At 74.3% G+C, this 11,942-nt stretch carries 13 protein-coding genes; 9 read left to right on the top strand and 4 right to left on the bottom strand.

Annotated elements, in window-relative coordinates:
- Positions 1–4: 4 nt before the first annotated feature.
- The 5 genes from ACFVT2_RS06430 to cobC are packed head-to-tail and all read left to right on the top strand — an operon-like array spanning position 5 to position 4,737.
- On the top strand, positions 5–1,396 hold the full coding sequence (locus ACFVT2_RS06430) for a cobyrinate a,c-diamide synthase (RefSeq protein ID WP_390012866.1): 1,392 nt from the start codon (positions 5–7) through the stop codon (positions 1,394–1,396).
- Positions 1,397–1,401: 5 nt separating this feature from the next.
- A complete protein-coding gene (locus tag ACFVT2_RS06435) occupies positions 1,402–2,088 on the top strand; it encodes a VOC family protein (protein ID WP_390012868.1) in 687 nt (228 codons plus the stop codon).
- Entirely contained in the window at positions 2,085–2,747 is a 663-nt protein-coding gene (locus ACFVT2_RS06440; protein WP_390012870.1) for a cobalamin biosynthesis protein, read from the top strand. Before ACFVT2_RS06435 ends, ACFVT2_RS06440 begins: the two co-directional genes overlap by 4 nt.
- A complete protein-coding gene (locus ACFVT2_RS06445) occupies positions 2,744–3,652 on the top strand; it encodes a sirohydrochlorin chelatase (protein ID WP_390012872.1) in 909 nt (302 codons plus the stop codon). Before ACFVT2_RS06440 ends, ACFVT2_RS06445 begins: the two co-directional genes overlap by 4 nt.
- Positions 3,649–4,737, top strand: coding sequence for an Rv2231c family pyridoxal phosphate-dependent protein CobC (cobC, locus tag ACFVT2_RS06450; protein WP_390012874.1), 1,089 nt, complete (start codon positions 3,649–3,651; stop codon positions 4,735–4,737). Before ACFVT2_RS06445 ends, cobC begins: the two co-directional genes overlap by 4 nt.
- 166 nt (positions 4,738–4,903) lie before the next feature.
- Here cobC and ACFVT2_RS06455 read toward each other — a convergent pair whose 3' ends face one another.
- The 3 genes from ACFVT2_RS06455 to ACFVT2_RS06465 form a co-directional block, all read right to left on the bottom strand.
- Positions 4,904–5,911 carry an SCO1860 family LAETG-anchored protein gene (locus tag ACFVT2_RS06455; RefSeq protein ID WP_390012876.1) on the bottom strand — a complete coding sequence of 336 codons (1,008 nt, stop codon included), beginning with the start codon at positions 5,909–5,911 and terminating at the stop codon, positions 4,904–4,906.
- Between the two features lie 256 nt (positions 5,912–6,167).
- On the bottom strand, positions 6,168–6,914 hold the full coding sequence (locus ACFVT2_RS06460; protein ID WP_390012878.1) for an SDR family NAD(P)-dependent oxidoreductase: 747 nt from the start codon (positions 6,912–6,914) through the stop codon (positions 6,168–6,170).
- Between the two features lie 12 nt (positions 6,915–6,926).
- The gene (locus ACFVT2_RS06465) at positions 6,927–7,346 is read right to left on the bottom strand and encodes a hypothetical protein (protein ID WP_390012880.1); all 420 of its coding nucleotides are present in this window, start codon (positions 7,344–7,346) and stop codon (positions 6,927–6,929) included.
- Positions 7,347–7,541: 195 nt separating this feature from the next.
- Here ACFVT2_RS06465 and ACFVT2_RS06470 point away from each other — a divergent pair, with 195 nt between their 5' ends.
- Positions 7,542–7,943: an ArsR/SmtB family transcription factor gene (locus ACFVT2_RS06470; RefSeq protein ID WP_390012882.1), complete on the top strand. Its 402-nt coding sequence runs from the start codon at positions 7,542–7,544 to the stop codon at positions 7,941–7,943.
- A 6-nt stretch (positions 7,944–7,949) separates the two neighbouring features.
- Here ACFVT2_RS06470 and ACFVT2_RS06475 read toward each other — a convergent pair whose 3' ends face one another.
- The gene (locus tag ACFVT2_RS06475; RefSeq protein ID WP_390013207.1) at positions 7,950–9,041 is read right to left on the bottom strand and encodes an amidohydrolase family protein; all 1,092 of its coding nucleotides are present in this window, start codon (positions 9,039–9,041) and stop codon (positions 7,950–7,952) included.
- Positions 9,042–9,547: 506 nt separating this feature from the next.
- On the opposite strand from ACFVT2_RS06475, the gene ectA reads away from it, so the two are divergent.
- The 3 genes from ectA to ACFVT2_RS06490 all read left to right on the top strand — a co-directional run bounded on the left by ectA (position 9,548) and on the right by ACFVT2_RS06490 (position 11,918).
- A complete protein-coding gene (ectA, locus tag ACFVT2_RS06480) occupies positions 9,548–10,114 on the top strand; it encodes a diaminobutyrate acetyltransferase (RefSeq protein WP_390012884.1) in 567 nt (188 codons plus the stop codon).
- Positions 10,115–10,182: 68 nt separating this feature from the next.
- Positions 10,183–11,451, top strand: a complete 1,269-nt coding sequence (gene ectB / locus ACFVT2_RS06485; protein ID WP_390012886.1) for a diaminobutyrate--2-oxoglutarate transaminase — start codon at positions 10,183–10,185, stop codon at positions 11,449–11,451.
- Between the two features lie 56 nt (positions 11,452–11,507).
- Positions 11,508–11,918: an ectoine synthase gene (locus ACFVT2_RS06490; RefSeq protein WP_390012888.1), complete on the top strand. Its 411-nt coding sequence runs from the start codon at positions 11,508–11,510 to the stop codon at positions 11,916–11,918.
- The last annotated feature ends 24 nt before the right edge of the window (positions 11,919–11,942 follow it).

Below are 11,942 nucleotides of genomic sequence, written 5' to 3' on the forward strand. Positions count from 1 at the left end.
CGTCATGAGCGGCGGCGCCGTCCCCCGGCTGGTGATCGCCGCGCCGTCGTCGGGCGCCGGGAAGACGACGGTGGCCACCGGTCTGATGGCGGCGTTCGCCGAGGCGGGTCTTGTGGTGTCGCCGCACAAGGTGGGGCCCGACTACATCGATCCGGGCTACCACTCGCTGGCCACCGGCCGGCCCGGCCGCAATCTGGACGCCTATCTGTGCGGCCCGGAGCGGATCGCGCCGCTGTTCCTGCACGGGGCGGCGGGCGCGGACCTGGCGCTGGTCGAGGGCGTGATGGGCCTGTTCGACGGGGCGTCCGGGATGGGTGAGCTGTCCTCGACCGCGCAGGTGGCGAAGGTGCTGCGGGCGCCGGTCGTGCTGGTGGTGGACGCCTCGTCGCAGTCCCGGTCGGTGGCGGCGCTGGTGCACGGCTTCGCGTCGTGGGACCCGGAGGTGCGGCTGGCCGGGGTGATCCTCAACAAGGTCGGTTCGGACCGGCACGAGGAGTTGCTGCGGGACGCCATGGGTTCCTCGGGGGTGCCGGTGCTCGGGGCGCTGCACCGTACCGAGCAGGCGCGCACGCCGTCCCGGCACCTGGGTCTGGTGCCGGTCGCCGAGCGGCGGGCCGAGGCGTTGGACTCGGTACGGGCGCTGGCCGCGCGGGTGCGCGAGGGCTGCGACCTGGAGGCGCTGCTGGCGCTGGCGCGCAACGTGCCGGAGCTGCCGGACCGGCCGTGGGACCCGGCGGAGGCGGTGGCGGAGCCGGCCGCGGGGGCCGGGCGGCCGGTGGTCGCGGTGGCCGGCGGGCCCGCGTTCACCTTCTCGTACGCGGAACACGCCGAGTTGCTGACCGCGGCGGGCGCCGAGGTGGTGCCGTTCGATCCGCTGCGGGACGAGCATCTGCCGGCCGGTACCCGGGGGTTGGTGATCGGTGGCGGCTTCCCGGAGGTGTACGCGCCGGAACTGTCGGCGAACGCGCCGCTGCGGGCGGCGGTGGCGGAGCTGGCCGCGTCCGGCGCGCCGGTCTCCGCCGAGTGCGCCGGGCTGCTCTACCTCTCCCGGTCGCTCGACGGGAAGCCGATGTGCGGGGTGCTGCCCGCCGACGGCCGGATGACCGAGCGGCTGACCCTCGGCTACCGGGAGGCGGTGGCGCTGACCGACAACGCGCTGGCGGTGGCCGGGACCCGGGTGCGGGGCCACGAGTTCCACCGGACGGTGCTGGAGCCGGGCGCGGGCGCGTCCCCGGCGTGGGGCGTGACGCATCCCCGGCGCGCGGTGGAGGGCTTCGTGGCGGGCGGGGTACACGCCTCGTACCTGCATGTGCACTGGGCGGCGGAACCGGCGCTGGCCGGGCGGCTGGTGGCGGGGGCGGCACGGGGCGCGGTGCCGGCCGCCGGCGCCCGGTGAATGCCGTGAATGCCGTGAATGCCGTGGACGGCGCGGCCGATCCGGGCACCGGGCCGGTCCTCGACCACCTCGTCTACGCCACGCCCGACCTGGACCGGACCGTCGCCGAGGTCGCCGAGCTGACCGGCGTATGGCCGGTGCGGGGCGGCAGCCACCCCGGGCGCGGCACCCTCAACCACCTGCTGGGGCTGGGCGGCGGCGGGTACTTCGAGATCATCGGGCCGGATCCGGCGCAGCCGGCGCCCGGGCGGTCGCGGTGGTTCGGCATCGACGCGCTGGACGGGCCGCGGCTGGTGGCGTGGGCGGTGCGGGTCACCGGGATCGCCGGGCGGGTGGCGCGGGCCCGGGCGGCCGGTTACGACCCGGGGGACCCGGTGGCGATGTCCCGTCGGACGCCGGACGGCACCGAGCTGGCCTGGCAGTTGACGCCGCCGGGGGCGGGCGGTGGGCTCACGCCGTTCCTGCTGGACTGGGGCGGCAGCCCGCATCCGTCGGGCGCCGGGCTCCCGGTGGTGCCGTTGGTCTCGCTGGCCGCGACGCACCCGGATCCGGCGGCGGCGCGGGCCGAGTGGGCGGCGCTGGGCGTCCGATGGCCGGGTACGCCGATCGCCACGGGGCCGGTGCAGCTGACCGCCGTCCTGGCGGGGCGGCACGGCCCGGTGTCGTTCGGGCGGGGAGCCGTCGCCCCGTGAGCGACGCACGGGCGGCCGCGGTCCCGGAGCGGGCGGGCGCGGTCCTCGTCGCGGGGGTGGGGGCCCGTCGGGGAGTGGCGGCGGAGGAAGTGGTGGAGCTGGTCGGCGCCGCGTTGGCGGTGGTCGGTCGGTCGCCGGCCGCGCTGGTCGGGTTGGCCACCGTCGAGGCCAAGGCGGCCGAGCCCGGTGTGCTGGGTGCGGCGCGGCGGCTCGGGGTTCCCTTGTGGTCGTTCCCGGCGGCGGATCTGGCGGCGGTGCGGGTGCCGGCGCCGTCCGCCGCGGCCCGGGCCGCGGTCGGTACGCCGAGCGTCGCCGAGGCGGCCGCGCTGTTGGCCGCGGGGCCGGGTGCCCATCTGGTGCTCGGCAAGCGGGTGTCGGCGCCGGAAGGGCGGCCGGCGGCGGCGACCTGCGCCCTGGCCGCCCCCGCCGCCCCGGACACTTGGGACACTCCGGCCATTACCTCCGGTACGACGGGCGCGGCCGACACTCCCCCGGCTGCTGCCGCTATCGTCATCCCCTCCCCCAACCCACGGGTGCACGCACCGGCTCCACCGGAGCGGCTGACGCCGCGCTCCACGACCGGCGCGGACCGGCGGGCGGCGGAGGTCGGCGGCTGCCACCCCGAACAGGAACTTCCCGGCACCAAGGAGACGTTTTGACCACCCGTCCCGCACTGCTCATCGCCGGTCACGGCACCCGTCACGAAGGGGCGGCCGACGCCCTGCGCGCGCTGGTGCGCGCGCTCGCCCAACGGCATCCCGACGTACCGGTCGCCGGGGGTTTCTTCGGCGCCGCGGCGTCGCCGCTGCCGCTGTCCGGCGCGGTCGACGAGCTGGTCGCGCGGGGCGCGACCCGGTTGGTCGCGGTACCGCTGCTGATGGCGCCCACCGGGGCCCTACGGGAGACCCTGCCGGACGCGGTGGCGCGGGCGGTCGCCGCGCACCCCGGTGTCCGCGCGGTCTGCGGTCCCGAACTGGGGCCGGATCCCCGACTGCTGGGGGCCCTGGAGCGGCGGTTGGACGAGGCGCTGGGCGGCGGTGCGCGCCGGCCCGAGGACCGGGCCCGTACGACGGTGCTGCTGGTGGGGCGGGGTGCGGCCGATCCGCACGCCAATGCCGAAGTGGTCCGGGCTGCCCGGCTGTTGTGGGAGGGCCGGGGCTTCGCGGGCGTGGAGAGCGCGTTCGTGACGCTGGCGGCGCCGGACGTGCCGGCCGGGCTGGACCGGTGCCGGGTGCTGGCCGCGGCGGCGCCGGGGCCGTGGCCGTCGCAGGGGCGGCGCCGGACCGTGGTCCTGCCGTACTTCTTCTTCGCCGGTGACCTGCTGGAGCGGCTGCGGATGCAGACCGAGGGCTGGGCGGCGGCGCACCCGGGCGCCGAGGTGCTGGGCGCGGAGCCGATCGGTGTGGCACCGGAGTTGGCCGAGGTGGTCATGGAGCGCTACCGGGCGGCGGTCGCGGACGATGCGGCGTTCGACGGCCGGGCGGCGGCGGAGGACGCCCGGCCGGCGGGCGGCGCGCTGCCGGGGACCGCCATGAGCGCCACGGCCGCCGGGGGCCCTGCGTGACCGGGCCGGCACTGTCCGCGGCGCGCACCGGGTCCGACTCCGGGGAGGTGGACCTGCGGCACCACGGTGACGCGGAGGTGCGCGGCGCGGATCTGACGGACCTGGCGGTCAATGTCCGGGCGGGCACTCCCCCGGCTTGGCTGAAGGCCCGGATCGCCGCGTCGCTGGACGGGTTGGCGGCGTACCCGGACGGCCGGGCGGCCCGCCGGGCGGTCGCCGTGCGGCACGGGCTGGCGGCGGACCGGGTGCTGTTGACGGCCGGTGCCGCCGAGGCGTTCGTGCTGCTGGCGCGGGCGGTGCGGGCCCGTCGGCCGGTGGTGGTGCATCCGCAGTTCACCGAGCCGGAGGCGGCGCTGCGGGACGCCGGGTACGAGGTCGGGCGGGTGCTGCTGACCGAGCGGGACGGGTTCCGGCTGGATCCGGCGGCGGTGCCGGACGATGCGGATCTGGTGGTGGTCGGCAATCCCACCAACCCCACCTCGGTGCTGCATCCGGCGGCCGTGCTGGCCTCGTTGGCGCGGCCGGGCCGCACCCTGGTGGTGGACGAGGCGTTCATGGACGCGGTGCCCGGGGAGCGGGAGTCGCTGGCCGGGCGGGTGGGTGACCTGCCGGGGCTGGTGGTGCTGCGCAGTCTGACCAAGACGTGGGGGCTGGCGGGGCTGCGGATCGGCTACGTGCTGGCGGACGAGGGGACGGTGGCGGCGTTGGAGCGGGCGCAGCCGCTGTGGCCGGTCTCCAGCCCGGCGCTGGCCGCCGCGGAGGCGTGCTGTGCGCCGGCGGCGTTGGCGGAGGCGGCCGCGGCGGCCGAGCGGATCGCCGTGGACCGGGCCCATCTGCTGGCCCGGCTGGGCGAGTTCCCCGCGGTGGCGGTGGCCGGTCCGGCGGCGGGGCCGTTCGTGCTGGTCCGGCTGCCCGGTGCGGCGGCGGTCCGCGCCGGGCTGCGGGCCCGCGGTTTCGCGGTGCGGCGCGGGGACACCTTCCCGGGCCTGGGCCCGGAGTGGCTCCGCTTGGCCGTCCGGGACCGGGCGACCACCGACCGGTTCGTGGCCGCGCTGGCGGACACGCTCGGCGGACCGCCGCAGTAACGAGGGCGCGGGCGGTCGCCCTGGGGGTGGTCCCCTCGCCGGGATGGTCCACCGGGCCACGCCCCGGCGGCCCCGGCGAGGGGTGGGTGCGCCGCGCGGGCCCGCGCGACGCACCCGGTCGTATCCGCGCCGGCGCCCCCACGGCACCGGTGCGGATACGGACTCGTCAGCCGCGCCCGTCCGACGCGGCGTTCCGGCGGCGGCGGGTGTAGCCCAGCGCCCCGGCGCCGCCGACGACCAACAGGGCCGCGCCGCCGGCGAGATACGGGGTGGCGGAGCTGCCGCCGGTCTCGGCGAGGTGCTGTGCGGTGGCCGGGCGCACGCCGCCGCTGCCGGAGTTCACCTGGGTGCCGCCGCCGGGGTGCGTACCGGTGCCGGGGCCGTGGGGCTGGCCGGGGGACGGCGGGGTGCCGGGCTCACCGGGGGTGCCGTGCGGGGTGGTGCAGGTGGCCTGGGCCAGGGTGACGTCGCCGTGCACCTCCGCCACGTTGAGCTTGAGCGGGTTGACGGAGACCCGGAGGCGGAGTGCGGTGGCGGCGGCGCTCGCCGAGGTGGTGTTCTTCTGTGACAGGTCGAGCCGGACGTCGCCGACCCCGGGGACCGTGACCTCGGTGGTCCCGCCGGCGCGGAGCGCGACCCGCTTGCCCAACACCACGACGTCGCCCAGCACCTGGGCCTCGGCCCGCGGCCGCTGTCCCGCCTGGCAGACGGCGCGGGCGGTGACCTGCTGGACCTGGGCCAGCGGCAGCGCCGGCAGGCCGGGCAGTTGGACCTTGGCCCGGACGAGGTTGGCGTAGCCCTCGGCGGTCCGCCCGTCGGCGGTGGCGCGGGCGGTGGCGACGTCGGCGCGCAGCAGGCTGACCGGCCGGCCCCCGTCGATGCCGTCGAGGCGGACGGTGAGCGCGGTCTTGTCGGCCGAGGCCGGGGCGTGGACGTCGTTGAGGACGGCCCGGACGGGGATGTTCAGGGTCTTGTCGAGCAGGCCGACGTCCAGGGCGGTGCGCAGCACCACCGCCCCCGAAGTGCCGTGGGTGCGGCCGTCGTTGTCACTGGCGTGGGCAGCGGGCGCGGCGGCGGCGAGGGCGACGGCGGGACCGGCCGTCAGGACGGCGGCGGCCAGGGCGGCGCCGATCCGTCCGGTCGTGCCGGTGGTGCCGGCGGAACTGGTGGACACGTGTGTGGAACCCCCACAGGAGAGATGGAGCCGCCGCCCGCGCCAATGGGGGACATCACGCGGGCCGACGGCTTCGACCCGCACATCGTGTACGCACCGAGGGTGAACGGGCAGCCACGCGAGGTGAGTTCACCCCAAAGGGTGGTTTCCGTGCCCTTATTCGATTCCTTCCGGCTCGTCCGCCCCGGCGGACACCCCACACCACAGCCGTACCGGGCCACGGTGGCCTGGTACGGCCGGCGGCACGCCCGCGTGGTCAGCGCATCAGGGCGCCGCCGTTGACGTCGTAGGTGGCGCCGGTGACGAACGACTCCTGGGAGGCGAGGAAGAGGGCGACCCGGGCGACCTCCTCCGGGGTGGCGATCCGGCCCATCGGCACCTGGTCGGTGAGCTCGGCGAGCGCCTCCGGGCCGATCGAGCGGACCATCGGGGTGTCGATCATGGCCGGGGCGACCGCGTTCACCGTGACGCCGTACGGGGCCAGTTCGGCCGCGAAGACCCGGGTGAGGGCGATCAGGCCGGCCTTGCTGGTGCCGTACGCGGCGCCGGTGGGGCGGGGTGTCTGGCCGGCGAGGGAGGCCATGTTGACGATCCGCCCGTAGCCGCGGTCGCGCATGTCGGCGGCGACCGCGCGGGTCAGCAGGAAGACCGCGCGCAGGTTGACCGCGAAGACCTCGTCCCACTCCTCGGCGGTGATCTCCCACAGCGTCCGGGCGAGCGGCCGGGCGGCGTTGTTGATCAGCACGTCGACCGGGCGCCAGGCGCGGACCCCGTCGTAGGCGGCGGCGAGCGCGTCCGGGTCGCCCAGGTCGACCCGGACCGGCCGGATCCGTTCCCCGGCGGGGTCGAGCCGCTCGACGAGGGCGCGGTTGGCCGCCTCGTCGATGTCCAGCGCGGCGACGTGGGCGCCCTCGGCGTGACAGGCGCGGACCAGGGCGGCGCCGAGCCCCTGGGCGCTGCCGGTGATCAGGACGGTCCGGCCGTCGAGTCCGGTGTCGAGCACAGCGGGCCCCCTTCAGGCCGTTCCGAAGAAGAGCGGACGCCCGACCCGGGCCTCGATGCGCAGATAGCGCCACAGCCGCCCGTCGCCGACCGGGGTGTCGCGGACGATGCCGCACACCATGGCGACGGTGTCCAGGTCGGGGACGTCGGCGAGGAGGTACGAGGTCCACGGCCAGGCGGGGGCGGCGCCGACCATCAGCTGGTCGTCGTCGAGGGTGCCGAGCACCGTGACGCCGAAGCGCTCACCCAGTCGGTCGAAGGCGGGCGGGATCGCGGCGGCCACGGTGGCGCGCAGCGCGTCGTCGGCGGCGAAGAAGTCCTGGGTCACTCCGATGCAGAAGAGCGTGCGCAGTGGCCCGCCGGAGGTCGGACCCCCGGCGGGTGCGGCCGGGGGAACGGGTGCGGGTGCGGGTGCCGGGTCGGCGGTGGTCATCGCGGAGCCTCGCGGGAGCGGTCGGTGCCGAGGGCGCGGGCGGGACGCCGGTGGCGTCGGGCGCGGGCACCGTCGGTGAATAATTAGAGGATCGTCAATGCATTGACGATCACCGACCGTATCACTCGTTTAGAGAGTTCTCGAACAATGTCTCGTACGGACCCGGGCGCGGCCCCTCCCCCGAGCCCTCAGGGGGTGGGCGGGACCCCCGACGCCACCTCCGCACCGGCCGACCCCGACCAGCCGGAGACCGCGCGGATCCGGCTCGGCGACCTGCTCCAGGCGTTCAGCGACCCGCTGCGGCGGCGGGTCGTGCATCGACTCGCCACGGAAGGCGAGGTGGGCTGCGGGGAGATCGAACTGCCGGTCAGCCGGGCCACCGGCTCCTACCACTTCCGGATCCTGCGGACGGCGGGCTGGACCCACACCCGCCGGGCCGGCCGCGAGCGCTACGTTTCACTGCGCCGCGCCGACCTCGAAGCGCGCTTCCCCGGCCTGGTGGAGGCGCTGCTGCGGGCCGACGCGGCGGAGCGGAGCACGGCGGCGGACGCACCACCGCACGATGCTCGGCCCCAGGACCGTCCTGCCGCTACCTGAGGGCGCTCAGCCGACGACCCGGCCGCGCAGCACCACCAGACGCGGCGCCGCCAGCACCCGGACGTCGGCCCGCGGGTCGGTCTCGAAGACGACCAGGTCCGCCGGGGCGCCCTCGGTCAGGCCGGGGCGGCCCAGCCACTCCCGGGCGCCCCAGGTCGTCGCCGAGAGGGCGGCCTCGACGGGCAGCCCGGCCTTCATCAGTTCGGCGACCTCGTCGGCGACCAGGCCGTGCGGCAGCGAGCCGCCGGCGTCGGTACCGGCGAAGATCGGCACGCCGGCGTCGTAGGCGGCCCGTACGGTGTCGTAGCGCCGGTCGTGCAGCCGGCGCATATGGTCCGCCCAGCGGGGGAACTTCGCCCCGCCGGCGAGCGCGAGCTGCGGGAAGGTCGCGATGTTGACCAGGGTGGGGACGATGGCGACCTGGCGCTCGGCGAAGAGCGGGATGGTGTCCTCGGTCAGACCGGTGGCGTGTTCGATGCAGTCGATCCCGGCCTCGACCAGCGGGGCGAGGGACTCCTCGGCGAAGCAGTGGGCGGTGACCCGGGCGCCGAGCCGGTGCGCCTCGGCGATGGCGGCCTCGACGGCACCGGCGGGCCAGCAGGCCGCCAGGTCGCCGGTGGAGCGGTCGATCCAGTCGCCGACGAGCTTGACCCAGCCGTCGCCGCGCCGGGCCTCCTGGGCCACGTAGGCGACCAGGTCCGCCGGCTCGATCTCGTGCGCGTAGTTGCGGATGTAGCGCTTGGTGCGGGCGATGTGCCGGCCGGCGCGGATGATCCGCGGCAGGTCGGGGCGGTCGTCGATCCAGCGGGTGTCCGAGGGCGAGCCGGCGTCCCGGATCAGGAGGGTGCCGGCGTCACGGTCGGTGAGCGCCTGCTTCTCGCTGGTGGCGGCGTCCACCGGCCCGTGCGCGTCCAGTCCGACGTGACAGTGGGCGTCGACCAGGCCGGGCAGTACCCAGCCGGCGACGGTCCTGGCATCCCGTGCCATGGCCGGTCGCTCGAACGTCACCCGGCCGTCGATGACCCACAGCTCGTCGCGGACCTCGTCCGGTCCGACGAGCACCCTCCCCTTGAGGTGCAGCACTGCACCTTCACTCATGGACGTCATGCACGCACTGTATGCGGGGGCCGCGGCCGGCGACCACGGTGCGCCCGCGGCCCGCACCGCACATCCCGCGCGTGGATATCCGAAATCGCGCCGCGGTTATGCGCTCTATCACCTTGCGACACTTCCCGCATCTTGTCGGAGTCGCGCTCCGGTAGCTTCTCGCGGACATTTTGGTGAACCGTCCGCGGCGCCTTCTGGCGGCGAATTCCCACTTCCCCAGAAGCCAGCTTCCCGTATTCGTATGCCCGCTTTTCCGAACCTCAAACGCCAAGATTTCGCTAGCATCAAGTCTCATTATTCAGGCACTTCACACGAGCGTTACTGAGCTGTGACCGACTACACAGAGTGTCCATTTCGTCCCGAACTTCCATGACGAACCATGACAACTTGCCGCCGGATCGCGCGCTCGCACGCCCCCGCGTGATAACATAAAAACGTCTCCCACGTAACCCGGACCCGCGATGCAATTTACTTTTCCCCTGGGTAAATTCAATTGCATGACCGCCGCACAAGCAGACCATGCCGGTGCCCGAAGCGATTTCAAGGAATTCCCGGAGGGCTTCAAGCTCGACACCCCACAGGTTGAGGACGGGGCAGCGATCTGGCGCATCGCCTGCGACTCGAAGACGCTGGACCTCAACTCCTCCTACAGCTACCTCCTGTGGTGCCGCGACTTCGCCGCCACCTCCGCCGTCGCCCGCGACGCGGCGGGCGAGCCGGCCGCGTTCGTCACCGGCTACGTGCGCCCCGACCGCCCGGACACCCTCGTCGTCTGGCAGATCGCCGTCGACGAGGCGCACCGCGGACGGGGCCTGGCCGCCGCCCTCCTGGACGGGCTGACCACCCGCGCCATCGACGAACTGGGCATACGTCGTGTCGAGACCACCATCACGCCCGACAACGACGCGTCCAACCGACTGTTCGCGTCGTTCGCCGAGCGGCACTCGGTGCCGGTCACGCAAGAGGTGCTCTTCGACGCCGCGCTCTTCCCCGAGCAGGGCCACGAGCCGGAAGTCCGACACCTCATCGGCCCGTTCGAAGCGCCGCCCGGCAGCAACCGCTGACCCGGGCCGCGCGCACGGCGCCGCCCCCAGACTTCTCTCCCCCCGCACTCATCTCCCAGGAGCATGCTGTGACCATCACCCAGCCCGATCTGAGCGTCTTCGAAACCGTCGAGTCGGAGGTGCGCAGCTACTGCCGTGGCTGGCCGACCGTCTTCGACCGCGCGCAGGGCAGCCGCCTGACCGACGAGGACGGCCACACCTACCTGGACTTCTTCGCCGGCGCCGGGTCGCTCAACTACGGGCACAACAACCCGGTCCTCAAACGCGCCCTGATCGACTACATCGAGCGGGACGGCATCACCCACGGCCTGGACATGTCCACCACGGCCAAGCGGGCGTTCCTGGAGTCGTTGCAGAACATCATCCTGCGGCCGCGTGACCTGCCCTACAAGGTCATGTTCCCGGGCCCGACGGGCGCCAACGCGGTCGAGGCCGCGCTCAAACTGGCCCGGAAGGTCAAGGGCCGGGAGTCGATCGTCTCCTTCACCAACGCCTTCCACGGCATGTCGCTGGGTGCGCTGGCGGTCACCGGCAACTCGATGAAGCGGGCCGGCGCCGGCATCCCGCTGGTGCACGGCACCCCGATGCCGTTCGACAACTACCTGGACGGGCAGACGCCGGACTTCCTGTGGTTCGAGCGGCTGTTGGAGGACCAGGGTTCGGGCCTGAACAAGCCCGCGGCGGTGATCGTCGAGACCGTGCAGGGCGAGGGCGGGATCAACGTCGCCCGCGCCGAGTGGCTGCGCGCCCTGGCCGCGCTGTGCAAGCGCCAGGACATGCTGCTGATCGTCGACGACATCCAGATGGGCTGCGGCCGTACCGGTGCCTTCTTCTCCTTCGAGGAGGCGGGCATCGTGCCGGACATCGTCACCGTCTCCAAGTCGATCAGCGGCTACGGACTCCCGCTGGCCCTGACGATGTTCAAGCCGGAGCTGGACATCTGGGAGCCCGGCGAGCACAACGGCACCTTCCGCGGCAACAACCCGGCCTTCGTCACCGCGGCCGCCGCCCTGGACACGTACTGGGCCGACGGTCAGATGGAGAAGCAGACGCTGGCCCGCGGCGAGATCGTCGAGGGACATCTGAAGGCCATCATCGCCGAGCACCCGGGCACCTTCGCCGAGTACCGCGGCCGCGGTCTGGTGTGGGGCCTGGAGTGCACCGACAAGGAGCTCGCCAACAAGATCGCCAAGCGCGCCTTCGAGCTGGGGCTGCTCATCGAGACCTCCGGCCCGCAGAGCGAGGTCGTCAAGCTGCTGCCCGCGCTGACGACCACCCCCGAGGAGCTGGACGAGGGCCTGCGGATCCTCGCCCGCGCGGTGCGCGACTGCGCCTGACCGCTCCCCGTCGTACGACGCCCCTCACCGTTCAACAGAAAGGCACCCGACGCACCATGATCGTCCGCTCGTTCAAGGACATCGAAGGCACCGACCGCCACGTCAAGGCCCAGTCCGGCACATGGGAGAGCAAGCGCATCGTGCTCGCCAAGGAGCGGGTCGGCTTCTCGCTCCACGAGACCGTCCTCTACGCAGGCACCGAGACGTCGATGTGGTACGCCAACCACATCGAGGCCGTGGTCTGCGTCGAGGGCGTGGCCGAGCTGACCAACGACGAGACCGGTGAGAAGCACCTCATCACGCCCGGCGTGATGTACCTGCTCGACGGGCACGAGAAGCACACCATGCGGATCAAAGAGGACTTCCGCTGCCTGTGCGTCTTCAACCCGCCGGTCACCGGCCGCGAGGACCACGATGAGAACGGCGTCTACCCGCTGCTCACCGAGCCCGAGCCCGGGGCGAGCTGAGCGCGGACACCGGACCGTCCACCG

Source organism: Streptomyces sp. NPDC058000, assembly GCF_042886435.1.
Lineage (GTDB): Bacteria > Actinomycetota > Actinomycetes > Streptomycetales > Streptomycetaceae > Streptomyces.